A 24,805-nucleotide genomic window follows, 5' to 3' on the forward strand; every position below is an offset into this window, starting at 1 on the left:
AACTCAGGGCGCGCAGACGTTGGCCAGCGCGTTGTCGGGGCGGATCTGGCGGGATTCGCCGAGGCGACGGGTAAGGCCGAGTCGGTCGAAATACTCCAGATACTGAATACAGCGTTTGCGTCCCAAGCCTAGCGCATCACGGAAAGTTGTCACCTCAATCGCTGGATTTTCTTCGGCGAGTTTCAGCAGTAGCGCCGCCATTTGCCGCAGGACGATGTCGCTGATAAACAGGTCGCGCACCACCTGGTGCATCAGGCCCAGGCGGGCGAGTTTGCGCAGTAGCAGGCGGACGCTGGCGTCGTCTTCGCCGAGCATTTTAGCCGCGTCGCGCACCCACGGCGAGTCGAAACCGGCCTGTTCGAACAACGGCTGTAATTGCTGCCAGAGGATTTCGTCGTCGGCATTCAGGCGCACCTGATGGTCGGGCAGGTGCAGCCAGGGGCCGCTGGCGAGGATGGAGCCGGCGTTGAGCAGTTCGTCGAGCAGGCTGATTAACGTCGAGCGTTCCAGTGCCAGCGCGCTGAAGCGGCGCAGGCGATCGCGGTCCGGCCCCATCTGGTCGGGTTCCTGTTCGTGGAATCGCGCCAGTTGTTCGAGCAAAGTGAATTTCAACTGGCCCCAGCGCTGCACGTTGAACAGCAGCGGGCCTTGGCGGGTGTCGATCAGGCGGATGTTCTCCGCCAGCGTCCACTGCGCGCGCGGGCGGTTGAACTGGCGTTCCAGGCGTTGCGGGTCGAGGCCGCCGGGGCTGTGGTTGAGCAGTGCCGGCAGGGCCTGTTCGAGGCTGACGCTAAGGGCGAGGGTTTGCAGTTGCGCAAGGCGTTCCGGGCTGCGGCGTTGGCGTGCCGGAGCGAATGGGTCGAGCACAACACCGCCGCCCAATGTGCGCTGGGCGCTGGAGTCACGCAGGATCAACCGATCACCCTTCACCGCGTGCACCGGCGCGTTGATCAGCAATTGCGCGAACATGCGCTCGCCGGGGCTCAGGCGCGGGCCTTGCAATAAAGCGACGCGGGCGATGACATCCTGGGTGCCAAGGTGCAGATGCACCGGGTGAAAGTGTTCGAAGATGCGCGCGCCGGGCAACAGCTGAAAGTCGATGTCGATGCGCTGGGTCGGGGCATGCAGCCAGTCCGCAAGCAGCCATTGGCCACGGTGGATTTGCGCCAGTTCCAGACGATCGCCGCTGAGGTTCAATGCCACGCGTTGACCAGCGAACGCTCGTTCAGCGGCTTGGTTTTGCGCGTGCAGGCCACGGATGCGCACCGATTTGCCCGCAGGCCCCAAGACAAGTTTGTCGCCCACCGCAACCGTGCCCGACAACGCCGTGCCCGTGACCACAATCCCCGCACCCGCGACGCTGAACGCCCGATCAATCGCCAGACGAAAGCCGCCTTCGCAACCGCGCGCCTGCACCTCGCTCCGCACCTGCAACAACGCCGCGCGCAATCCATCGACGCCCTGCCCGCTCACACTCGACACGGTAAAAATCGGCGCATCAGCAAATGGTCCGGGCGCGAGCAGGTCCAGGACCTGACGCTGCACCTCTTCCACCCTGCCCGCTCCCGCCCGGTCGCATTTGGTGATCGCCACCAGGGCGCGGGGAATGCCGAGCAGTTCGACGATTGCCAGATGCTCGCGGGTCTGCGGCATCACGCCGTCGTCGGCCGCGACCACCAGCAACACCAGATCGATGCCCTGCGCACCAGCGAGCATGTTGTGGGTGAATTTTTCGTGGCCGGGCACGTCGATGAAGCCGGTCAGCCCGGAGCCCGCTGCGAGTTCGGCGTAGAGATAACCGAGATCGATGGTCATGCCGCGTTCGCGCTCCTGCGGGCGGCGGTCGCCGGTTTGCCCGGTCAGCGCCTGCAACAGCGAAGTCTTGCCGTGGTCGATGTGACCCGCCGTGCCGACGATCACGGATCGACCTGCAATTGCGGCAACTGCGCCAGCCACGCTGGCTCATCGTCGAGCTGGCGTAGATCCAGCCACAGCGCATCGTCGCCGATTCGCCCGAGCACCGGGATCGGCAAACCGCGCAACGCTGCTTCGAGATTGAGCAGATAACGCCCGCGCCAGCGCTTGGACACTTGCGGGCGGCAACACAGCGCTGCACTCGGCAAGCGCGCCACCGGTTGGCTGCCGCTGCCGATCATGCCCAACGCCTCGACCGCGCTGACCTGCCAGACCTCGCCCAACACATCGGCGAGCAACGGTTGCAAACGCAGAGCCTGAGCATGAATGTCGGCCTGGGGCCGGGTCAGCAGGCGCAGACTCGGCAGACGCTCGGCGAGGCGATCCGGATCGCGGTACAGACCGAGCACCGCCTCCAGCGCGGCCAAGGTCAATTTATCGACCCGCAGTGCGCGCTTCAGTGGATTCTTCTTGATCTTCGCGATCAGTTCTTTGCGCCCGACGATCAACCCGGCCTGCGGCCCGCCGAGCAATTTGTCGCCGCTGAAGGTGACGATGTCGGCGCCATCGAGCAATGCCTGACGCACCGTCGGTTCCGCCGGCAGGCCCCAGCGCGTCAGGTCGAGCAGACTGCCGCTGCCCAGATCTTCCAGCAACGGCAAGCCATGGGCGTGCGCCAGTTCAGCCAACTCGGCGGTCGCCACTCGCGCGGTGAAGCCTTCGATGCTGTAATTGCTGGCATGTACGCGCATGATCAAACCGCTGCGCGGACCGATTGCCGCTTGGTAATCCCGGGCATGGGTGCGGTTGGTGGTGCCGACTTCGTGCAGGCGCACGCCGGCCCGGGCCATGATGTCGGGGATGCGGAAAGCGCCGCCGATTTCGATCAGCTCACCGCGCGAGATGATGCCTTCCTTGCGCGCGCCGAGGCTGTTGAGGGTCAGCAGCACGGCGGCGGCATTGTTGTTGACCACGGTGACGGCTTCGGCGCCGGTCAGTTCGCGGATCAGGCCTTCGATCAGGTCGTCCCGATCACCGCGCTTGCCGCTGCCCAGATCGAATTCGAGATTGAGCGGATAGCGTGCGGCGGTTTGCACTGCTTCGATGGCTTCTTCGGGCAGCAAGGCGCGACCGAGATTGGTGTGCAGCACCGTGCCGGTCAGGTTGAACACCCGGCGCACCTGACTGCGCTGCTGTTGCGCCAAGCGTTCACCGACGCGGCCGGCGAGCACTTCGGGGCCGATTTCCACGGCCGCCAATTGCCCGCTCAACACGTCAGGCCTTAGCTCATCGAGCAACTGACGCAGGCCAGTCAGCAACGAATCCCGGCCGTAACGTTCGGCCAACGGCGCGCACGCCGGATGACGCAACAACCCATCAATGGACGGCAACCGCAGGGCAACGCTTGAAGACATCAGCCACTCCTGATTTGACCGAAACAGGCCCTTTTGGGAGCAAGCTTGCTCCCAAAAGGGTTTCAGAAGTGTAGACGCACTGCCGGAGCTAGCCTGCTCGCGAATGCGGTGTGTCAGTTGGTGTGGATGTGGCTGACCTGACGCCTTCGCGAGCAGGCTCGCTCCCACAGAGAAATCCGGGGCTGACCGGGCTTTGTGATTCGGCACATAGACTTGTGGGAGCTGGCTTGCCAGCGATTGCGGTGGGTCCGTCAAAGAAGGTGGTGGAGGTGCCGACCAATCGCTGGCAAGCCAGCTCCCACAGGGATTCGGGGTGGAATGAACATTGTTGGTCACCACAAAAACCTGTGGGAGCGAGCCTGCTCGCGAAAGCGGTGTGTCAGTCAATGTGGATGTGGCTGACCTGACGCCTTCGCGAGCAGGCTCGCTCCCACAGAGAAATCCGGGGCTGACCGGGCTTTGTGATTCGGCACATAGACTTGTGGGAGCTGGCTTGCCAGCGATTGCGGTGGGTCCGTCAAAGAAGGTGGTGGAGGTGCCGACCAATCGCTGGCAAGCCAGCTCCCACAGGGATTCGGGGTGGAATGAACATTGTTGGTCACCACAAAAACCTGTGGGAGCGAGCCTGCTCGCGAAAACGGTGTGTCAGTTGGTGTGGATGTGGCTGACCTTACGCCTTCGCGAGCAGGCTCGCTCCCACAGAGAAATCCGGGGCTGACCGGGCTTTGTGATTCGGCACATAGACTTGTGGGAGCTGGCTTGCCAGCGATTGCGGTGGGTCCGTCAAAGAAGGCGGTGGATGTGCCGATTGAATCGCTGGCAAGCCAGCTCCCACAGGGATTCGGGGTTGAATGAACATTGTTGGTCACCACAAAAAACTGTGGGAGCGAGCCTGCTCGCGAATGCGGTAAGTCAGTCAAAGATGATGTGTCTGAAACGACGCCTTCGCGAGCAGGCTCGCTCCCACAGGGAAATCCGGGGCTGACCGGGCTTTGTGATTCGGCACATAGACTTGTGGGAGCTGGCTTGCCAGCGATTGCGGTGGGTCCGTCAAAGAAGGTGGTGGATGTGCCGACCAATCGCTGGCAAGCCAGCTCCCACAGGGATTCGGGGCGGAATGAACATTGTTGGTCACCACAAAAACCTGTGGGAGCGAGCCTGCTCGCGAATGCGGTAAGTCAGTCAAAGATGATGTGTCTGAAACGACGCCTTCGCGAGCAGGCTCGCTCCCACAGAGAAATCCGGGGCTGACCGGGCTTTGTGATTCGGCACATAGACTTGTGGGAGCTGGCTTGCCAGCGATTGCGGTGGGTCCGTCAAAGAAGGTGGTGGATGTGCCGACCGAATCGCTGGCAAGCCAGCTCCAACAGGGATTCGGGGTGGAATGGACATTGTTGGTCACCACAAAAACCTGTGGGAGCACACCCCCTTCCACAGTTTTGCTCTCGTCATTCGTCCCCCGGCGCCAGCAGCAGATTGGGCGCCAGACGCTGATAGCCGTCCTGGGCCAGACGCATGTCCAGCAGCAAACTGCCGAGATCCGCCGACAACGCCTCGGCTTCGGCGTCGTTCTCCAGATAGAGCAATTTCAGGTAGCTGTTGCAACTCGGGCAGACTTCGGCGCGCAGCGGCGCCTGTTCGGCGCTGTGCCGGTCGTCTTCCTGGCTCAGATACTCAAGGCCTTTGCTTTGCTCGCAATACATGCATTTGACCCGCACCACGTGCCATTCGCAGGCACATAGCGAGCAGACCAGATAGCGCAAACCGTTGTGCTTGCCGCGATGGCGAATCACCCCGGCCATGGCCGGTGAACCACAGGCCGGGCATTGGCTGAGGCTATCGCCAGGCTTGAGTTGCAGATTTGGCACACTGAGCAGCCAGTGGCTCCATGCGGATTGCAGCGCCGCGCCGAGAAACGGCACCAGCGCCGCCGGCACCAGCGAATACTGACCGCTGACCAGCGCCACCGCCCACGCGCGCAACTGGCCGGGGCTTGCGGCGCGCAGACTGTCCAGCGCGTCGATCACTGCAGGTTGACGCGCTGGCGCATCGTGCTGCAGCAAGGCGTCGAGCCACGGCTGCCAGGCATCTTCGCGCACCAGGGCATCTGCCGCGAATGGTGGCAGACCGTGCTGCTGACAGGCTTCGAAACGCTGCGCATCAAACGGCGCGGTGAGCGGCGGATCGTCGAAGACCTGCTGCTGCGCCCGGCACAATCCGGCCATCAGCCGTAGATAATCCGCCAACCCATTGCCCTCGGCCAGACGCTCGAGGCGTTCAGCGCGCAGGGCAAACAGGTTACGTGGCGGCAGATACAGAAACGGCGGCGAACTGGCCGCCGCCTCGATTTCCCCAGGTTCAAGAATGCTTGGCAAAAGTCAGCCCTTTTTTGTCAGCGGTCGCTCGGGCACGTCCCGAGGCTGTTCGTCGCGGGTCACCTCGCGGTACCACAGTTCATGGTGTTTTCTCGCCCACGGCCGGCTGACCCAGCCATGCAACATGGCGTCGACCGAACCCTTGATCCACAAACCGGCGTAGATGTGCACGATGATGCTCAGCACCAGCACGAACCCGGCCAGCGCATGCAGCAGCATGGCCCAGCGGATCGTGGTGATGCCGAAGTACGCGCTGAACCATGCGCGCCAGATCACCAGCCCGGTGAACAGCAACGCGAGCATGCACAGCAGTAAAGTCCAGAACAGCAACTTTTGCCCGGCGTTGTACTTGCCCACCGGCGGCACGCTTTCCTCATCGTTGACCATCACCCGGTTGATCCGCCGCAGCCACTGGCGGTCATTGGCGATGAAGAAATTGGTGCGCCAGAAGCTGAACACCAGGCCGAGGAACAGCACGAACATGGCGATGCCCATGTACGGGTGCAGAATCCGCGTCCAGGTACCGCCGCCAAACAGATTACTGAGCCAGAACAGCGACGGATGAAACAACGCCAGCCCGGACAACCCGGCCATGAAAAACAGGATCGCCACCAGCCAGTGATTAGTGCGCTGGTTGGCGCTGTAACGCAGGATCGTCTTGTTGCTCATGGCCGCTCCTCCCCGCGTGGATCGAAGGTGTGCACCGCCGGGTCGACCACGTGCACCGAGGTATCGGGTGGCGTCGGATGCTCATCCTCCTCGACACGATTCGGGCCGATGCGCACATAGTGGAAGAACCCGGCCAGCACCGCCGCGCCCATCGCCAGCAGGCCGAGGGGTTTGCTGATGCCTTTCCACAAGCCCACCAGCGGACTGATCGCCGGATGGTCCGGCAAACCTGCATAGATTTTTGGCGTGTCGGCGTGATGCAGCACGTACATCACGTGGGTGCCACCAACGCCTGCCGGGTCGTACAAACCGGCGTTTTCAAAGCCACGGCTTTTCAGGTCGACGATGCGTTCGGCGGCATGTTCCTTCATATCTTCCTTGGTGCCGAAGACGATGGCGCCGGTCGGGCAGGTTTTCACGCAGGCCGGCTCCAGCCCCACCGCCACGCGGTCGGAACATAGGGTGCATTTGTAGGCCTTGTGGTCTTTCTGCGAAATGCGCGGGATGTTGAACGGGCAACCGGTGATGCAATAGCCACAGCCAATGCAGTGGTCCTGATCGAAATCGACGATGCCGTTGGCATGCTGAATGATCGCCCCGGGGCTCGGGCACGCGGCCAGACAACCGGGCTCGGCGCAGTGCATGCAGCCGTCCTTGCGGATCAGCCACTCAAGGTTACCGGCGTCGGTTTCGTGCTCGGTGAAGCGCATCAGCGTCCACGAATCCGCCGTCAGATCCTGCGGATTGTCGTAGGTGCCGTGGTTGTGGCCGACCTCGTCGCGCAGCTCGTTCCATTCCGAGCAGGCGACCTGGCAGGCCTTGCAACCGATGCACTTGGTCGTGTCGATCAGCTTGGCAACGCCCTGCTGAGTCCTTACCGACGGCGGCGCAGTGGTGGTGGCCGAGCGGGCAATGATGTCTTGGGTGGCCATTTACAGTTTCTCCACGTTGACCAGGAATGACTTGGATTCCGGGGTCTGAGTGTTGCCATCGCCGAGGAACGGCACCAGGGTGTTGGTCAGGTAACCGTGACGCGTCAGGCCAGTGAAACCCCAGTGCAGCGGGATGCCGATCTGATGCACGACCTGGCCGTTGACCTGCAGCGGCCGGATCCGTTTGGTCACCACCGCCACCGCTTCGATAAAGCCGCGCTTGCAGCTGACCCGCACCCGATCACCGGCAGCAATGCCCTTCTCGTTCGCCAGCACCTCGCCGATTTCAACGAACTGCTCAGGCTGGGCAATCGCGTTCAACTTGCAGTGCTTGCTCCAGAAGTGGAAATGCTCGGTAAGCCGATAACTGGTGCCGGCGTACGGGAAGTCCTTGGCTTCGCCGAGGGTTTCCCAGACCGAATCGAAGATCCGCGCCGCCGGGTTGCTGGTGGCCTTCTTGTTTTGCGGGTGCAGCGGGTTGATGCCGATCGGCGTTTCGAACGGCTCGTAGTGCTCAGGGAATGGCCCTTCGTTCATCTTGTCCACGGCGAAGAACCGCGCGACGCCTTCGGGGTTCATGATGAACGGGTTCATCCCGGCTTCGGGCGGCACGTCGGCCTTGTAGTCCGGCACATCGGTGCCGGTCCAGGCCTTGCCGTTCCACCACACCAGTCGTTTTTTCGGGTCCCACGGTTTGCCCGCCGGGTCCGCCGAGGCGCGGTTGTAGAGAATCCGCCGATTGGCCGGCCAGGCCCACGCCCAGCCCTGATGCTGGTGCATGCCGAATGGGTCGGCGTTATCGCGCCGGGCCATCTGGTTACCGGCCTCGGTCCAGCTGCCGGCGAAAATCCAGCAACCGGACGCGGTGCTGCCGTCATCCTTGAGCAAACCGAAGCCGGCCAGCTGCGTACCGGCCTTGACCGTGACGCCGCTAGCATCGGTGAAATCGCTGACAGCGGTGCCGTTGATTTCCCGCGCCAGTTCTTCCGGCGAAGGCTCGTCGGGGATCTTGTACGGCCACGACAGTTTCAGCAGCGGATCAGGAAACTTGCCGCCTTCGGTCTGATAACGCTGGCGCAGGCGCAGGAACAGTTCGCTCATGATGCGAATGTCAGTCTGCGCTTCGCCGGGGCCGTCGGCGCCTTTCCAGTGCCATTGCAGCCAGCGGCTGCTGTTGACCAGCGAGCCGTCTTCCTCGGCAAAACAGGTGGTTGGCAGGCGAATGACTTCGGTCTGGATTTCGGCGGTTTTCACGTCGTTGTACGGCCCGACGTTCTGCCAGAACTCCGAGGTTTCCGTGGCGAGGGGGTCCATCACCACCAGCCACTTGAGTTTGGCCAATGCGCCCATCACGCGGTTCTTGTCCGGTAACGCAGCGATCGGATTGAAGCCTTGGCAGAAGTAGCCGTTGACCTTGCCCTGGCTCATCAGGTCGAACATTTTCAGCACATCGTAGTTGGGGATGTCGAGCTTCGGCAAATGGTCGAACAGCCAGTTGTTCTCGGCGGTGGCGTTGGCGCCGTACCAGGATTTCATCAGGCTGACGTGGAACTTGCTGTAGTTCTGCCAGTACGAAAGCTGCCCCGGTCTGAGCGGAACCTGCGTGCGTTTGAAGATGAACTGACCGTAATCCTGCTCGCTGTCGCTGGGCAGCGTGAGGTAGCCGGGCAAGGCGTTGGACAGCAGGCCGAGGTCGGTCAGGCCCTGGATGTTCGAGTGCCCGCGCAAAGCGTTGACGCCACCGCCGGGCATGCCAACGTTACCCAACAGCAGTTGCACCATCGCCGCGCTGCGGATGATCTGCGCGCCGATCGAGTGCTGCGTCCAGCCGAGGGCATAGAGAATCGTCATGGTCTTGCCCGGTGTCGAGCAGGTCGCGATCTCTTCCCAGATTTTCTGCATGGCGTCGACGGGCATGCCGCAAATCTGGCTGGCCAGGTCGATGTTGTAGCGGCTGTAATGCTGCTTCATCAGTTGATAAACGCAGCGCGGGTCTTGCAGGGTCGGGTCGACGCGGACGAAACCATCCTCGGCGAATTCGTAACCCCAGCCGGACTTATCGGTGTAGCTGCGTTTTTCCGCGTCATAGCCGCTGAACAGGCCGTCTTCGAAGCCATAACCGGCTTTGACGATGAACGACACGTCGGTGTAATTGCGCACGTACTCGTGCTGGATCTTGTCCTCGGTCAGCAGGTAATTGATCAACCCGCCCATGAAGGCGATGTCGGTGCCGGTACGGATCGGCGCGTAATAGTCGGCCACCGAAGCGGTCCGGGTAAAACGCGGATCGACCACGATCAGCCGCGCAGCATTGTGCGCCTTGGCCTCGGTCACCCATTTGAAGCCGCACGGATGCGCTTCTGCTGCGTTGCCGCCCATTACCAGGATCAGATTCGCGTTGGCGATATCGGTCCAGGTGTTGGTCATGGCACCACGGCCGTACGTCGGGGCAAGACTTGCCACCGTCGGGCCGTGTCAGACACGCGCCTGATTATCGAACCCCAGCAGGCCGAGGCTGCGAATCACCTTCTGAGTGATGTAGCCGGCTTCGTTGGATGCCGCCGATGCCGCGAGGAAACCGGTGGTCAGCCAGCGATTCACCGTCTGCCCGTTGGCATTTTTCTCGATGAAGTTGGCGTCGCGGTCGACTTTCATCAGGTCGGCGATGCGATCGAGGGCTTCGTCCCAGCCGATGCGCGTCCATTCATTGCTGCCGGGCTTGCGCACCTGGGGGTACTGCAAGCGGCGGGGGCTGTGAATGAAGTCGAGCAGGCCCGCGCCTTTCGGGCACAGGGTGCCGCGATTGACCGGGTGGTCGGCGTCGCCTTCGATGTGAATGATGTTTTGCGCCACGTTCTTGCCGGCATCGCCCTGGCTGTACATGATCAAACCGCAACCGACCGAGCAATACGGGCAGGTGTTGCGGGTTTCACGGGTGTGGGCGAGCTTGAAGTGACGCACCTGCTCGGCGAAGGCCGCCGTCGGGGCCATGCCCAACGCGCCCAGGCTTGAGCCTGCAAGGCCGATACCGGCGACCTTGAAGAACTGACGACGGCTGAGATCCATCGTGCACTCCTGATCAGGTGGAACCCGGTACTTGTGCCGGGCTTTATCTGGACAATCACGGTTGCGACGCCTTGGCGCCGACTTTTTCACTGTAGACAAAGACCTTGCCGATTGTGTGAAAACCGACCGTCGGGTGTCTGGCCCGGATTTCCAGCCAGTGCACACCCCCCTGTGGGAGCGAGCCTGCTCGCGAAAGCGCTGGGTCATCCAACTCGATGCTGCCTGACCCGACGTATTCGCGAGCAGGCTCGCTCCCACACAGATGGTGTTGCGCATAGAATGTCCGGCAGAACCAACTCCGCCTTGACGAGACCGCGCATGACTTTCGATTTTGATCAGTTGTTCGACCGCCACCACACTGGCAGCACCAAGTGGAGCCGCTACCCGGCCGATGTGTTGCCGATGTGGGTTGCTGACATGGATTTTGCCGCGCCGCCGGTCATCGTCGAAGCCTTGCAACAGCGCCTGCTGCACCCGCTGCTCGGTTACAGCGTGGCGCAAGACAACCTTCGCGAAGCCATCGTCGCCGACCTGTGGAACAAGTATTCATGGCAGGTCAAACCGCAGGAGCTGATCTTCCTCCCGGGCGTGGAATCCGGCTTCAACATGGCGCTGAAGGCGTTGGTCCAGGCGCAGCAGAATGTCGTCGTGCAAGTGCCGAACTACCCGCCACTGCGCCATGCGCCGGCGCATTGGGGCCTGAACAAGGTCGAGCTGGAATTCAACGCTCAGGCCGATGGCACCTACGCCACGCCGCTGGACGCACTGCGCGAGTCGCTGAAAGGCGGCGGCGCCCTGCTGTTGAGCAACCCGCACAACCCGATCGGCAAGGTCTTCGCCCGCGAAGAATTGCAGGCAGTGGCGGACATCTGCGCAGCGCAGGACGCGTGGATCATCTCCGACGAAATTCATGCCGAACTGTGCTTCGACGGCCGCGTGCACATTCCCACCGCCTCGCTGAGTCCGGAAATTTCCAAGCGCACGATCACCCTGATGTCGGCGAGCAAGGCCTACAACATCGCCGGTCTGAAGACCTCGTTCATGATCATTCAGGACGCCGCGCTGCGCGAACGCGTCAACCACGCCCGCTGCGGCATGGTCGACAGCGTCAACCCGCTGGGCATGGAAGCCACCCGCGTCGCCTACAGCGAAGCCGGGCCTTGGCTCGCGGAATTGAAAATCTACCTGCAGGCCAACCGCGACTGGCTGGTGAACGCCGTACGCACGCGGCTGCCGGGCGTGACCATCAATGTGCCGCAGGGCACGTATCTGGCGTGGCTCGATTGCACCGCGCTGGACCTGCCGGATCCGCAGCGGTTCTTCCTCGAACAGGGCAAGGTCGGGCTGAGTGCCGGGCTCGATTTTGGTGACCGGCATCAGCAGTTCGTGCGCTTGAACTTCGGTTGCCCGAGGGCGTTGCTCGAAGAAGGGATTGCGCGGATGGAGCGGGCGCTGGCCAGCCGAAAACGCTGATCCTTGCCCGGTATTCCCCTGTATAAATGACCCCCTGTGGGAGCGAGCCTGCTCGCGAAAGCGCAGTGTCAGTCGACATATTTATCGTCTGACAGACCGCTTTCGCGAGCAGGCTCGCTCCCACATTGGTTTTGCATCGCCAACTAAATCCAGCGCAAATCCGATCGAACTCAAGGCAAACCCACCGGGTCAACCCGGAACACTGGACTTGAAATCAGGAGACCCTGCGATGACTGACTATCCAAAACCACCCTTCCCGAAACAAGCCCAACCGGTGCCCGGCTCGCAACGCAAGATGGAACCGTATCCAGACTGCGGCGAGCAAAGTTACGTCGGTTCCGGGCGCCTCGCCGGCAAGATTGCGTTGATCACCGGTGCCGACAGCGGCATCGGTCGCGCGGTGGCGATTGCCTTCGCCCGTGAAGGCGCCGACGTCGCCGTGGCTTACCTGAATGAACACGAAGACGCCAAGGAAACCGCACGCTGGGTCGAGCAGGCCGGGCGTCAGTGCATCCTGCTGCCGGGCGATATCGCCGAGAAAGCACAGTGCCAAGCATTGGTCGACAAGACCGTCGAGCGCTTTGGCCGCATCGACATTCTGGTCAACAACGCCGCGTTCCAGATGACCCACGAAAACTTCGAGGAAATCCCCGATGACGAATGGGTGATGACCTTCGACGTCAACATCACCGCCATGTTCAGGATCTGCCAGGCGGCGATCAAGCACATGCGCCCAGGCTCGTCGATCATCAACACCAGCTCGGTCAACTCGGACATGCCCAAACCGACCCTGCTGGCCTACGCCACCACCAAAGGCGCGATCGCCAACTTCACCGGTGGCCTGGCGCAGATGCTCGGGCCGAAGGAGATTCGCGTCAACAGCGTCGCCCCAGGCCCGATCTGGACACCGCTGATCGTCTCGACCATGCCCGACGAAGAAGTACAGAACTTCGGCGGCAGCACCCCGCTCGGCCGTCCGGGCCAACCGGTGGAAGTCGCACCGATTTACGTGCTGCTGGCCTCCGACGAAGCCAGCTATATCACCGGCCAGCGCTACGGCGTAACCGGCGGCAAACCGATGCTGTAACCGTGCAGCAGAAAAACTGAACCCGAGCGGCATGGCATCTCTCCATACCTTTAAGCGCCTACGGGCCAACTGGAACAGGAGGTTGTCATGTCCGCCCCCCTCGTCAGACTCTTCACCCAACCCAACTTCGCCTGGACCGATATCCGCCGCGAAGAGGAAACCCATCCCCGCCACTACCTCGCGCATCTGCTGCTGCTCGCGTTGATTCCCGCCGTGTGCCTGTTCATCGGCACCACTCAAGTCGGTTGGAGCCTCGCCGCGGGTGAGAACGTGCGCCTGAGCACGGCCAGCGCCCTGCAGTTGAGCGTGCTGCTGTACGTGACGATTGTCGCCGGTGTGGCGGTTATCGGCGGATTCATTCGCTGGATGTCGCGATCGTTCGATGCGCGGCCAACGCTGAATCAATGCATCGGGTTTGCCGCTTACACGGTGACGCCGTTTTTCCTCGCCGGGATCGCCGGGCTGTACCCGAGCCGCTGGCTGGCGATTCTGGTGCTCGGCGCGGCGTCAATCTATTCGACGTTTTTGCTGTTCGTCGGCCTGCCGACCTTCATGCATGAGCGCAAGGAGCAAGGCCTGCTGTATTCGGCGTGCGTGTGGGGCGTCGGCCTGCTGGTGCTGGTGACCATGCTGGTGTCGATGATCCTGCTGTGGTTCAACGTGCTCATCCCCGAGTACCTGCGCACGACCGTGAGCTGACCCGGTGCGCCTGTCCTTGAGAATTCACCGAAGTGAGCGGTCATGAGTTTCGGCATATGGGTCGCGGTGCTCGGCGCCGTGCTGCTGACGCTGGCCCTGACGTCGTCGTGGTTGCGCTGGATGCCGGTTACGACCTCGGCAGTGTGCCTGTTGCTGGGCATTGCCATCGGCCCCAGCGGCCTCGAACTTCTGAAACTGTCGCTGGAAGAATCATCATTGTGGATGGAGCACCTGACTGAAGTCGCGGTGCTCTTTTCCCTGTTCGTCTGCGGTCTGAAGCTGCGGTTGCCGTTGGCCCACAAGACCTGGCGTATCGCTTTTGGTCTGGCCGGGCCGGTAATGATTCTGACGATTATCGGCGTGTGCCTGCTGTTGCATTGGGGCCTGCAATTGCCGTGGGGGCCTTCGTTGCTGATCGGCGCGATTCTGGCGCCGACCGACCCGGTGCTCGCCGCACTGGTGCAGGTCAATGATGCGCAGGACGTCGACAGCGTGCGCTTCGGCCTCTCCGGTGAAGCCGGGCTCAATGATGGCGTGGCTTTCCCTTTCGTGATTCTCGGTCTGCTGTTGCTGCACGGCGACGGCAGCGCTAGCGAATGGCAGCACTGGGTGCTTCGCAGTCTGTTATGGGCGGTGCCGGCGGGTTTGCTCACCGGCTACTGGATGGGGCGCGGAATTGGCCGCATCGCTCTGTTGCTGCGCATTCACAACGAGGACAGCACCCTCGGCCCGAACGATTACCTCACCCTCGCGCTGATCGCGCTGTCCTACGTGGTCGCCGACGCCATTGGCGGCTACGGCTTTCTCGCGGTCTTCGCTGCTGGCCTCGGTCTGCGTCAGGAGGAAGTGAAATCCACGGGCATCACCCAGGCACCTGCGGAGCATCTGGTGCAGCCGGTGGTCGGTCATCAGAACGTCGAACCACAGAACGCCGTGCATGGCGACACCGAGCAACTGGAAGACAGCCAGGTTGCAGCGGGCATCATGATGGGCGACATGCTCGCATTCGGCAGTCTGGTCGAGCGGGCGATGGAAGTGTTTCTGGTGACCCTGCTCGGCGTCGTACTGATTGCGCATTGGGACTGGCGGGCGTTGTGGATCGGCGCCGTGCTGTTCTGTCTGATTCGTCCGCTGAGCGTGGCGCTGATGCCATGGGGCACTCTGCTCAGCGGGCCGCAGCGTTTGTTGATCGGCTGGTTTGGCATTCGCGGCATCGGCAGCCTGTTCTACCTGTTCTTCGCCCTGAACCATGGCCTGGATTCCGACGTGGCCAAGGTTTGTACCGACATCACGTTGTCGGTGGTGGCCCTGAGCATCCTGCTGCATGGCATCAGCACACAGCCGATGCTGGCGCGCTATGAAAGTCTGAAGCAACGAAAAAGCTGATTCTTCAACCGCTGCGCTTTGCCGAAAATCATCGAAGATTTTTCTACAAAAAAATGGATCGCCGGGCGCGACCCAAGGGTCACACCTTTAACCGCGCCAACCATCCAGCGCGACCCGGCAGGTTCGGTTCCCCTGCGGTGAACAGCCTATCAAACGGAACCCCGACACAAACAAGGTCACAGTCATGAACGAATGCTCGACTCCTGCGCAAATCAAGGCTTGCAGAGCACTGGCTCTGGAACGCAATCGTCAACTGTTCGAAGAAGCCCACGAACTGAACCGAGCGGCCAACGCGCTGCTGGAACAGACCCCGACCGACTTCGAACGCTTTGAGCAATACCGGGCACTGCGCAAGAAAGCCGATGCGAAATTTGAAGATGCAATTGATCATCTGTGTGTGCTGAATGAGGATTTCCCGCCTATTCCGGCAGCGGTGCAGAATGCTGTTACACCGCGGCGTGAGCTGGAAACTGCGTGATAAAAGTCAAAAGCCCCTCACCCTAGCCCTCTCCCCGAGGGAGAGGGGACTGACCGGGGTGTTCTCACGTGCTACACCGACCTGGCGTACCGCGCCGAATGTAGATTTTGAAAAGCATGAAGATCTGCTCCCTTTCCCCCTCGCCCCCTTGGGGGAGAGGGCTGGGGTGAGGGGGTAAGATCTCACTAACACCACAAAATCCAGCACCTGTCCCCTGCCCCCGACCAATCCACCTCAAGGATTGGTCACCTGAATAAACACCGCATACACCCCCAACATCACCCAGAACGTCGCAAAAATCCAAGGCGTGCGCACTGAGAACAGCAGCGACTTGCGATAGCCCTTGTGGCTCGATTCCATTTCGCTGAACAGTGGAGACTCGTCATACGCCGCGCCCATCACCGGTTCGCTGTGCAGCAACTGGCTTTGTTTAAAGTGCCAGTGATCAATGATGTCGTAAGCCGCACGAATCCCCGGCCAGGCATTCAGCGAACTGAGCACACCAAGCAGCGCCAGAAACGGCGGCACGACAAGGGTGAACATCTTGCCCCACTCGGGATTGAGGTTGGCCATGCACGAGGCGAAAGCGATCACCAGAAACGACTGCGCCGCCAGGTAGGCGTCTGTGCGGTTGGCGAGGATGCTGGTTTCGTACTGGATTTCCCGGCGATAGAAATCCAGCCGCTCCTTGGGTGAGCCAAACATCTTGGCGTCGTGCTCGGCCAAGGCTTCTTCAACAGCGCTTGGCTGGGTCAATATGCGAGACAAGAGACGTGCCCTCCAAAAGTGAACAAGACTTTTGGAAAGGCACGCGTCAGCGCTAGTTCAGCCGGATCGACCAGCGCGTCACTTCATCGACTGGGCGATGATCTGGACCAGATTCAACTGGGTGAACGGTTTCGGCAGGCGCGGCAGATCGGCGGCGAAGCCTTCCAAACGTTCGGCGTATCCAGTGGCGAGAATGATCGGCAAATCCGGCTTGAGCATACGCAAGGCGTGAGCCAGTTGCGCGCCGCTCATTTTTGGCATGGCCATGTCGGTGATCACCAGATCGATGACTTCGCCCTGATCGAACAGCGCCAGCGCCTGGGCGCCGGAGGTCGCGCCGATGACGCGGTGGCCGAGGTCTTCGAGCAGCAGGCTGGTGCTGGTCAGCACCAGCGAATCGTCATCGACCACCAACACGCTGAGCCTTGGGACCGCAATGGGCGCGGCGTTGCTGTACGCCGGGCGACTGGCCGTTTGCTCTAGCGCCACCGGAATCCACAGTTCGGCCGCCGTGCCGTGGCCCTTCTCGCTTTTCAGAATAAAGCGCCCGCCCAACTGCTCGATGAAGCCATGCACCATCGACAAGCCGAGCCCGGTGCCTTTGCCCAGGCCCTTGGTGGTGAAGAACGGGTCGCGGGCGCAGGCCAGCGTGGCTTCATCCATGCCTTCGCCGCTGTCGATCAGGCTCAGGCACACGTAACGCCCCGCTGCCAGGGTCGAATGAGTTTGTTCCAGCACCACTTCGGCTTGCGCCTGAATGATCACCGTGCCGCCCTCGGGCATGGCATCGCGGGCATTGGTGGCGAGATTGAGGATCGCCAGCTCCAGCTGATTGCTGTCGGCCAGCACTGGCTGCAGATCGTCGGGAAAGCGTGTTTCGATACGAATGCCCGGTCCGAGCGAACTGCGCAGCAGCCCGGTGATGCCTTGCACCAGTTGCGGGATATCCACCGATTCCGTCTTCAGTTCCTGACGCCGGGCGAAGGCCAGCATGCGCTGGGTCAGCGAGACACCGCGCAAGGCCCCTTGGGTGGCGTTCTCCAGCAGACGGGCGATTTTCGGCGCGTCGCCGATGCGTTTCTGCACGATCTCGAGATTGCCGAGAATCACCGTCAGCAGGTTGTTGAAGTCATGGGCGATACCGCCGCTGAGTTGGCCGATCGCCTGCATCTTCTGCGCCTGGAACAACGCCTCGCGGGTCTTTTCCAGGGCCTGCTGCGCCTCGTGCGCCTCGGTCACATCGCGGGTGATCTTGGCAAAGCCGAGCAGCGTGCCGGTGTCGCCGCGAATCGCATCGACGACCACGTGGGCAAGAAACCGCGTGCCGTCCTTGCGCATCCGCCAACTGCGGCTCTCGAACCGGCCTTCGCGGGTGGCAATCTCCAGCGAGCGCTGCGGCTCGCCGAGTTCGCGGTCTTCGGGAGTGTAGAAAATCGAAAAATGCTGGCCGATGATTTCTTCCGGCAGGTAACCCTTGATGCGCTGCGCGCCCTGGTTCCAGTTGCTGACGCAACCTTCGGGGCTGAGCATGTAGATCGCGTAGTCGGTGACGCCCTGCACCAGCAGGCGGAACTGCTGTTCGCTTTGCTTGAGGGTTTCCTCGGCCATTTTGCGGTCGGTGAGGTCGCGGGTGATCTTGGCGAAACCGAGCAGTTCGCCGTTGGGGTCGATGATCGGATCGATCACCACGTGCGACCAGAAGTGCGTGCCGTCCTTGCGCACGCGCCAGCCCTCGCCTTCGAAGCGACCTTCACGGATCGCTGTGTCCAGCGCCCGTTGCGGCATGCCGTTGGCGCGGTCTTCCGGGGTATAGAAGCGCGAGAAATGCTCGCCGATGATTTCCGCTTCTTCGTAGCCCTTGAAGCGTTTGGCGCCGGAGTTCCAACTGGTGATGGTACCGTCGGGGTCGATCATGTAGATCGCGTAGTCGACAACCGCGTCGATCAGCAGCCGGAAACGGCTGTCTTCGATCGCTGCGGTACTGTTGTTTTCACTCATCACACTCACCAGCCACTGTCATGGGCTGAAGTATGCGTGAATCCGTCGATTTGAAAAGCGCCGGTTCGCTTTTGATCGCCCACCAGCGCGGCAGCAGTTGCTGGATGCGGCTCTCGGCAAAGCGGTCATCAATGAGCATGACCGTGCCGCGATCCTCACGGGTGCGAATCACCCGCCCGGCGGCTTGTACGACTTTTTGCATGCCCGGATACAGATAGGTGTAGTCGTAGCCGGCGCCAAAAATCGCCGCCATGCGCCGCTTCATCTGCTCGTTGACCGGGTTGAGCTGCGCCAGCCCCAGCGTGGCGATGAACGCGCCGATCAGCCGCGCGCCGGGCAAATCGATGCCCTCGCCAAACGCCCCGCCCAGCACCGCAAACCCGACGCCCTGGCTGTCGGCGCTGAACTGGTCGAGAAACGCCTGCCGCGCGCCCTCGGCCATGCCCCGCGATTGCAGCCATTGAGTGATGTGCGGATGGCGCTCGGCCAATAACGTCGCGACCTGTTGCAGGTAATCGAAACTGCTGAAGAACGCCAGATAGTTGCCCGGGCGCTCGCTGAACTGGCGCGCGATCAGCTCGACGATAGGCTCCAGCGAGGCCTGGCGATGGTTAAAACGGGTGGAGATCTGGCTGACGATGTGTACCTGCAATTGCTCGGCGCTGAACGGCGATTCGACGTCGATGCACACCGTGTCGGCGGGCGTGCCGAGCAGGTCGGCGTAGTAGTTGCGCGGGCTCAGCGTGGCCGAGAACAGCACGCTGCTGCGCGCCGCGGTCAGGCGCGGGCCGATGAACGCCGCCGGCACCACGTTGCGCAGACACAGTTGCGACAGCGGACGCTTGCGGTCGAGATCGCGTTTGCTGATATCGAACAGGTAATGCTCGTCGTACAGCTCGGCGACCCGGGCGAATTGCAGCAGGTCGAAATAGAAATTCTGCAGGCCGCTGTCGAGGCCTTGCGGATGTTCGTTGAGGTAATCACCAATGGCCGCGCAACACAGCGAGATGGCGTGCAGGAGCTTGTCCGGCGCCTTGTCGTACGCCTGATACGCCGCCAGTTGCGGCGCATGCAGCGCGTTCCATTCGCGGTTGACCCGTTGCAGGGAATTCTTCAGCGCTGCCGGCGCGGTTTTGCGCACGCTGGCGAGGGTGAACTGGTCGAGACTGGCGCTGTACATTTGCCGGCCGCGTTCGACCAGGTTGTGCGCCTCGTCGGCCAGCACCGCGACTTTCCATTGATTGAGCTGGGCCAGGCCGAACAGCAGCGCGCTGAAGTCGAAGTAATAGTTGTAGTCGGCAACCACCACATCCGCCCAACGGGCCATTTCCTGACTCAGGTAATACGGGCATACGCTGTGCTGCGCGGCAACTTCACGCATCGCCGCCTGATCCAGCAGATTGATATGGCTGGCAGATTCGCGGGCAGCCGGCAGGCGATCATAAAAACCCTGGGCCAACGGACAGGATTCACCGTGGCAGGCTTTGTCCGGATGTTCGCAGGCCTTGTCGCGAGCAACCATTTCCATCACCCGCAGCGGCAAGTCCGGCGCTTGCCTGAACAACACCTGACTGGCATCGAGCGCCAGTTTGCGTCCGGGAGTCTTGGCGGTGAGAAAGAACACCTTGTCCAGTTGCTGCGGCGCCAGGGCCTTGAGCATCGGAAACAGCGTGCCAAGGGTTTTGCCAATCCCGGTCGGTGCCTGGGCCATCAGACAGCGGCCGGTGCTGACGGCTTTGAACACTGATTCGGCCAGATGCCGTTGGCCGGGACGAAAATCCGCATGCGGGAACGCCAGTTGCTGCGCGGCCAGATTGCGCGCTTCGCGATGGGCCATTTCCTGCTCGGCCCATTGCAGGAACAAGCCGCACTGCTGCGTGAAAAACGTCTGGAGTGACTCGGCGCTGTGGGATTCGACCAGGCAGGTTTCCTTTTCGCTGACGACGTCGAAATACACCAGCGCCAGATTGATCTGCTGCAATTGCAGTTTCTGGCACATCAACCAGCCGTAGATTTTCGCCTGCGCCCAGTGCAACTGGCGGTGATTGGCCGGTTGCCTGCTCAGGTCGCCGCGATAGGTTTTGACTTCTTCCAGGCAGTTTTGCGCCGGGTCGTAGCCATCCGCCCTGCCCTTGACCTTCAGCTCGCCGAATTCGCCTTGCAGAGCCACTTCGCTCTGGTACTGCTCACTGCGCCGCGACGCCACGGTGCGATGGCCGACGATGCCTTCGAGCGCCGTTGGTGACGGGGTGAAGCGCAGGTCGAGATCACCGGTCTTGGCGGTGAACTCGCACAGTGCACGCACGGCAACGCTGTAACTCAAGCGCTCTGCTCCGCCCATTGCACGTAACACACCGCCACCGGCATCTGGTGCTCGTGGCAGAACTCCAGCCAGCGCAGTTGATTGTCCTGCAAGCGGTCGCCGGGGCCTTTGACTTCGATCATCCGGTAGGTCTTGTGCTGCGGCCAGAACTGGATAAGGTCCGGCATGCCGGCGCGGTTGGCCTTGATGTCGAGCAGCAGGCGATTGAACCAGTGTTTCAAGTGTTCGGCGGGCAGACAGGCCAGCGCCTGCTCCAGCAAGGCTTCATTGAGCGCACCCCAGAACACGAACGGCGACTGGATGCCCCACTTGTCGACGAAGCGCTGGCGGATGGTCTCGGCGTAGCGGCCGTCATCGAGTTCGCCCAGGCAGGCCTGGAACAGCTCGGCGCGGCGTTCGAGGAAGTCTTCACTGAGCAGATCGACCGGGCCGCGCTGGAACGGGTGGAAGAACGCACCCGGCAACGGCGCGAAGATCGCCGGCCAGCACAACAGGCCGAACAGTGAATTGATCAGGCTGTTCTCGACGTAATGCACCGGGCCGTCATCGGCGTGCAAGTGCGCTTGTACATGAAATTCCACCGACCGCGCCGGATCGCTGCGCGGCAAATGCAAATCGAGGCGCTCGACCTCTCTGGCCTTGGCACGCTTGAGCGGCGGGCCACCGAGTTTGCGCCGCAGACGCGGGACGATGCGTTGCAAACCTTGTTGCTCGGCCGCGCTTTGCGGTGCCTGTTCGGCCAGCGTGCCGAGCTCCAGCGCCAGCGCGTATTCGCCGCAGCGTTCGAGCACACGGATCATGCGCAGCCGTGCGCCCGGATAAGCGCAGTCGCGGTAAACACTCAGGGCCAGCGCAAAGTCGCCGATGCGCTCGGCATACTGGCCGATCTGGAACAACGCCTTGGCTTGCCGACGGCGTAGCCACGGGTTGTCGAACTGCACGGCGTTGATCTGTTCGACGATTTCCGCCAGCGGCTCACCGGCCTCGAAACGCAGTTGGCACTGATGCAGGAACAGGCAGGCATCGACGTCTTCGCGACTGCGCAGGCCTCGGGAGTCAGCGCAGAACTCGACTTTTTCATAAGTGAAGATGCCCAGGTCGGCCAGCACGAACTCCGACCAGTCCTGATACAGATTGCCGAAGAACATCAGGCGCAGGCGATCGCACAGGTCCATCAGGGTCAGGCTGAACAGCCGCTCAGCCAGTTGCGGCGCCCAGACACGCAGGGGCTGCGCCTCGCTGAACTGTTCGGCCAGCACCGGCAGCCACTCGTCCTTGCGCCCTTTCGGCTGTTCTATAAAGGTGCCGAACGCTTGCAGCAGCTCGGCCTTGAGCAGGACATCAAACAGCTCTGCCAGGGTCAGCGCAGCGTGTTCGTCGAGCCAGCCGTGTTCGAGCAACGGCCGCGCCGCCTCGGCAATGTCGCCGATTTCCAGATAGTTGAGTTTGCTCGCGCGAAAGTGAATGCCCTTGCGCATGACCATGCGCACCAGCAATCCCTGCGAGGCTTGCGGCAGCGTGTTGAAGTCGCGGATGAAGCCGTGCTCGCTTGCGCTCATCACATCGGCATAGCGAAGCCCAAGCCAATCAAGCACTTGCCGGAAGTTGTTGAGGTAATAGAACGGATCGTCGAGAGGGTTGGAGGTCACGGGAATTCAAAGCCACGGCAAGCGAACACTGGTTATGCGTACAGATAACAGCTCAGCCCTGCCCGGCGCAAACGGAAAAAGATCAATGGCATTTTTTCGCGCCGCCATCGAACTTTTCCGCCGCTGCTGGCACCAACCGCGTTACAGGGCCGACAATGCCCGCAATCACATTCAAGCAAGGAGTCAGAGGTGGGTATGAAAATCAAGATGCTGGGCATTCCTGTAGCGGTCGCAGCCCTGTTGGCGCTGGGCGGCTGTTCGACCCAGACCGTGGTGACGTTGCAGAACGGCACCCAGTACCTGACCGAGGACATGCCAAAGACCGAGACCGAGGACGGTTTCTATGAGTTCGAGGATATTTCCGGCGCCAAGGTCAAGGTTCGCGCCGATGAAGTCGCGACCGTTCGCAAGGAAGACTGACTTGGCCTGAATGATCGTTCCCATGCGCAGCAAAGGAATGCCTCCACGGACGCTCCGCGTTCGGCTCTTGAGTGGGACGCAGAGCGTCCCGGGCTGCATTCCCACGCGGAGCGTGGGAACGATCACACACTGGATCTGCGTCGTTCACAAATCCCCTGTGGGAGCGAGCCTGCTCGCGAAGGGGCCGGCACAGGCCCCGCATCAACCTCAGGCGATAACCACCCCGTCGTCGCTCAAACTCCCCAGCGCCACCCCCACCAACGTCACCGAATCCCCACCAAATGTCAGCACGGTATCCTGCCCGACCGCCGACGCGTGGGCACGGAAATCATCCCCCGGCAACACACCCTGTACGCCGAGAAACACCAGTTTGTCATCGGCCGTATAGCCAACGACCCGATCCTGGCCGAACGCGCCGTGGAACAGAAACGTATCCGCCCCGCCGCCCGATTCCAGCAGGTCATTGCCAGCGCCGCCGACAAACACATCATTGCCCGCGCCGCCGAGCAAATGATCATTGCCCTCAAGGCCAAACAGCCAGTCACCGCCGGTATGGGCCTTGAGCATGTCAGCAGCGGCCGTGCCTTTTACGCTCGATTCATAAACGGTGAGATTACTGCCGACTTTCAGCCCCGTGGCCGTGACGCTGTGCAACACGTCGTCCTTGAACACGCCCCAGAGAAACCCCGGCTCTTTGCTGACAATGCTGCCGATGTCGCGGGTAATGCTGATCCCGCCGTTGGCATCGCGGATGTACAGGTGGCCAGCGCCGTCGTTGGCGAAATCGAAGTTCTTCACCGTCTGCTGCAAGTCGAGGGTGTTGCTGCCCTGCCCGCCCAGAATGACGTTGTAGCCGCCGCTGTCACGGAAGCTGTCATTGCCGGCACGGCCTTCCAGATAGTCATTGCCGCTGCCGCCCTGGATCAGGTCGTTGCCGTCACTGCCGATGATGAAGGTGTTGCCCTTGTGGGTTTCGGCGTTGCGGTTGAGGTCCTGCACCCACGTGCTGGCCCGCGCCGGGTCGGACAGGTTGGCGACGATGATTGTCGAGTCGCGGCTGGTCAGGTCGTAGAACTTCGATTCCAGCACGCGGGTCATGCCGTCGCCGTAGCCAGTGGGCAGGTGCGAAATCCACGTCGGGATATTCAGGATCGAATACGGCAGCACGTTCCAGGCGTTCGAGGCGTAGTGATCGTTGAAGCTGACGATGTTGTCGGTGGTCGAGGCATGCGGCGCGTCGTGCACACCCACCGAGGCACTGCTGAAGGTCGAACCGTCGAGGGCGCGAAACACCGGGTCGTTTTCGTAGCCGATATTCAGCACCTTGTCGCCGCTGCTCTGGGTCGGCGAGGCGTAGGCGATGTAGTTGGAATCAGCGAAAAACCCGCCCCACTTGCCAGCGCTCAAGTCAGCCATGCTGTTCACCGCCAGACCGCCCAGGCTGTGGCCGCTGACCAGCACGTCTTTGCCGCTGAGGCCGTTGGCCCGGGCAAAGGCGACGACATCGTTGAGCAGATTGCCGAAGGCTTCGCCGACGTAGTTTTTTGCGTAATCGGCCGGGCCGAACGCGGCGAGCAGATCGTTGATCACGTCGCCAATCGAATCACCGATGAGGATTTCGCGCGGACCGCTGGTGCCGCGAAAGGCGATCCCCAGTTCGTTGAGGTGACCCTGAGCGTCGTACTTGCCGAGGATTTCCACTTGCGCGCTGGTGTAGCCGGCCTTCTCGCCGAAGAACGTCCCGCGTGCATCGGTCTTGCCGTCGTAGCCCAATTGCGCGGCGCTGATCGGCGTCCAGCCGGCCTTTTGTACGGCCTCCAGAGCCAGTTTTTCCGAATCGGGATTCCACGGGATACCGGGGATCACCCCTTGCGAATCGGTGCCGCCGATCAGCGCAGTGACCAGCGTCGCCGGCAGGCCGAGGCCGAAGCCGTTGTGCTGGTAGCCCGCGGCGAAACCGTTATCGAGGTTGTGATAGGAATACAGCGTGATCGCCATGGCATCACTGAACAGCGCCGCGGAATCGGCTGTGCCGAAGTTCTTGTAGTCGTATACACCCATTGCCATTGCCTCTCTTGTTGTTGGAATTGTCAGAGATAGCTCACAGCCAGAGCGCGAGGCTCCGGAGCATTCGTTACATCTTGCACAGCCTC

General features: G+C 61.8%; 17 protein-coding genes. 6 read left to right on the forward strand and 11 right to left on the reverse strand.

Going from position 1 to position 24,805, the window contains the following annotated elements; all coding sequences use genetic code 11:
- Nucleotides 1-3 precede the first annotated feature (3 nt).
- The 6 genes from selB to fdnG form a co-directional block, all read right to left on the reverse strand.
- Nucleotides 4-1,920 (reverse strand): selenocysteine-specific translation elongation factor, encoded by a 1,917-nt coding sequence (selB, locus tag AB4O45_RS00620; RefSeq protein ID WP_460160926.1) that lies wholly within the window; start codon nt 1,918-1,920, stop codon nt 4-6.
- Entirely contained in the window at nt 1,917-3,329 is a 1,413-nt protein-coding gene (gene selA / locus AB4O45_RS00625) for an L-seryl-tRNA(Sec) selenium transferase (RefSeq protein WP_460160927.1), read from the reverse strand. Before selA ends, selB begins: the two co-directional genes overlap by 4 nt.
- 1,448 nt (nt 3,330-4,777) lie before the next feature.
- Entirely contained in the window at nt 4,778-5,704 is a 927-nt protein-coding gene (gene fdhE, locus AB4O45_RS00630; protein WP_460160928.1) for a formate dehydrogenase accessory protein FdhE, read from the reverse strand.
- Nucleotides 5,705-5,707: 3 nt separating this feature from the next.
- On the reverse strand, nt 5,708-6,373 hold the full coding sequence (locus tag AB4O45_RS00635) for a formate dehydrogenase subunit gamma (protein ID WP_041480299.1): 666 nt from the start codon (nt 6,371-6,373) through the stop codon (nt 5,708-5,710).
- Nucleotides 6,370-7,305 (reverse strand): formate dehydrogenase subunit beta, encoded by a 936-nt coding sequence (gene fdxH, locus AB4O45_RS00640; RefSeq protein ID WP_460160929.1) that lies wholly within the window; start codon nt 7,303-7,305, stop codon nt 6,370-6,372. The genes AB4O45_RS00635 and fdxH overlap by 4 nt, the downstream gene beginning before the upstream one ends.
- Complete coding sequence (gene fdnG / locus AB4O45_RS00645; RefSeq protein ID WP_460160930.1) at nt 7,306-10,371, reverse strand: formate dehydrogenase-N subunit alpha; 3,066 nt, start codon at nt 10,369-10,371, stop codon at nt 7,306-7,308.
- Between the two features lie 318 nt (nt 10,372-10,689).
- On the opposite strand from fdnG, the gene AB4O45_RS00650 reads away from it, so the two are divergent.
- The 5 genes from AB4O45_RS00650 (at nt 10,690) to AB4O45_RS00670 (ending at nt 15,494) form a co-directional block, all read left to right on the forward strand.
- Entirely contained in the window at nt 10,690-11,844 is a 1,155-nt protein-coding gene (locus tag AB4O45_RS00650; protein ID WP_460160931.1) for a MalY/PatB family protein, read from the forward strand.
- A gap of 229 nt (nt 11,845-12,073) precedes the next feature.
- Nucleotides 12,074-12,931: a glucose 1-dehydrogenase gene (locus AB4O45_RS00655; protein WP_016774822.1), complete on the forward strand. Its 858-nt coding sequence runs from the start codon at nt 12,074-12,076 to the stop codon at nt 12,929-12,931.
- An 87-nt stretch (nt 12,932-13,018) separates the two neighbouring features.
- Nucleotides 13,019-13,630 carry a Yip1 family protein gene (locus AB4O45_RS00660; protein ID WP_056786193.1) on the forward strand — a complete coding sequence of 204 codons (612 nt, stop codon included), beginning with the start codon at nt 13,019-13,021 and terminating at the stop codon, nt 13,628-13,630.
- 42 nt (nt 13,631-13,672) lie between these two features.
- Nucleotides 13,673-15,016: a cation:proton antiporter gene (locus tag AB4O45_RS00665; RefSeq protein WP_460160932.1), complete on the forward strand. Its 1,344-nt coding sequence runs from the start codon at nt 13,673-13,675 to the stop codon at nt 15,014-15,016.
- A 184-nt stretch (nt 15,017-15,200) separates the two neighbouring features.
- Nucleotides 15,201-15,494, forward strand: coding sequence for a hypothetical protein (locus tag AB4O45_RS00670; protein WP_039761510.1), 294 nt, complete (start codon nt 15,201-15,203; stop codon nt 15,492-15,494).
- Nucleotides 15,495-15,728: 234 nt separating this feature from the next.
- On the opposite strand, the gene AB4O45_RS00675 is transcribed toward AB4O45_RS00670, so the two are convergent.
- The 4 genes from AB4O45_RS00675 to AB4O45_RS00690 form a co-directional block, all read right to left on the reverse strand.
- On the reverse strand, nt 15,729-16,262 hold the full coding sequence (locus tag AB4O45_RS00675; RefSeq protein WP_016774826.1) for a hypothetical protein: 534 nt from the start codon (nt 16,260-16,262) through the stop codon (nt 15,729-15,731).
- Nucleotides 16,263-16,340: 78 nt separating this feature from the next.
- Entirely contained in the window at nt 16,341-18,260 is a 1,920-nt protein-coding gene (locus tag AB4O45_RS00680) for a hybrid sensor histidine kinase/response regulator (RefSeq protein WP_460160933.1), read from the reverse strand.
- Entirely contained in the window at nt 18,253-20,583 is a 2,331-nt protein-coding gene (locus tag AB4O45_RS00685) for an ATP-dependent DNA helicase (protein WP_460160934.1), read from the reverse strand. The genes AB4O45_RS00680 and AB4O45_RS00685 overlap by 8 nt, the downstream gene beginning before the upstream one ends.
- On the reverse strand, nt 20,580-22,232 hold the full coding sequence (locus AB4O45_RS00690) for a VRR-NUC domain-containing protein (protein ID WP_460160935.1): 1,653 nt from the start codon (nt 22,230-22,232) through the stop codon (nt 20,580-20,582). The genes AB4O45_RS00685 and AB4O45_RS00690 overlap by 4 nt, the downstream gene beginning before the upstream one ends.
- Nucleotides 22,233-22,427: 195 nt before the next feature.
- Here AB4O45_RS00690 and AB4O45_RS00695 point away from each other — a divergent pair, with 195 nt between their 5' ends.
- The gene (locus tag AB4O45_RS00695; RefSeq protein WP_016774830.1) at nt 22,428-22,652 is read left to right on the forward strand and encodes a YgdI/YgdR family lipoprotein; all 225 of its coding nucleotides are present in this window, start codon (nt 22,428-22,430) and stop codon (nt 22,650-22,652) included.
- 207 nt (nt 22,653-22,859) lie between these two features.
- On the opposite strand, the gene AB4O45_RS00700 is transcribed toward AB4O45_RS00695, so the two are convergent.
- The gene (locus AB4O45_RS00700) at nt 22,860-24,713 is read right to left on the reverse strand and encodes a polyurethane esterase (RefSeq protein ID WP_460161528.1); all 1,854 of its coding nucleotides are present in this window, start codon (nt 24,711-24,713) and stop codon (nt 22,860-22,862) included.
- Nucleotides 24,714-24,805: the final 92 nt, after the last annotated feature.

It is taken from the genome of Pseudomonas sp. S2_B10 (genome assembly GCF_054668425.1).

Bases quoted from the DNA above. Each gene is read 5' to 3' on its own strand.
- selA (WP_460160927.1), bottom strand. From the start codon at position 3,329: ATGTCTTCAAGCGTTGCCCTGCGGTTGCCGTCCATTGATGGGTTGTTG.
- AB4O45_RS00635 (WP_041480299.1), bottom strand. From the start codon at position 6,373: ATGAGCAACAAGACGATCCTGCGTTACAGCGCCAACCAGCGCACTAAT.
- fdxH (WP_460160929.1), bottom strand. From the start codon at position 7,305: ATGGCCACCCAAGACATCATTGCCCGCTCGGCCACCACCACTGCGCCG.
- AB4O45_RS00650 (WP_460160931.1), top strand. From the start codon at position 10,690: ATGACTTTCGATTTTGATCAGTTGTTCGACCGCCACCACACTGGCAGC.
- AB4O45_RS00655 (WP_016774822.1), top strand. From the start codon at position 12,074: ATGACTGACTATCCAAAACCACCCTTCCCGAAACAAGCCCAACCGGTG.
- AB4O45_RS00660 (WP_056786193.1), top strand. From the start codon at position 13,019: ATGTCCGCCCCCCTCGTCAGACTCTTCACCCAACCCAACTTCGCCTGG.
- AB4O45_RS00665 (WP_460160932.1), top strand. From the start codon at position 13,673: ATGAGTTTCGGCATATGGGTCGCGGTGCTCGGCGCCGTGCTGCTGACG.
- AB4O45_RS00670 (WP_039761510.1), top strand. From the start codon at position 15,201: ATGAACGAATGCTCGACTCCTGCGCAAATCAAGGCTTGCAGAGCACTG.
- AB4O45_RS00680 (WP_460160933.1), bottom strand. From the start codon at position 18,260: ATGAGTGAAAACAACAGTACCGCAGCGATCGAAGACAGCCGTTTCCGG.
- AB4O45_RS00695 (WP_016774830.1), top strand. From the start codon at position 22,428: ATGAAAATCAAGATGCTGGGCATTCCTGTAGCGGTCGCAGCCCTGTTG.
- AB4O45_RS00700 (WP_460161528.1), bottom strand. From the start codon at position 24,713: ATGGGTGTATACGACTACAAGAACTTCGGCACAGCCGATTCCGCGGCG.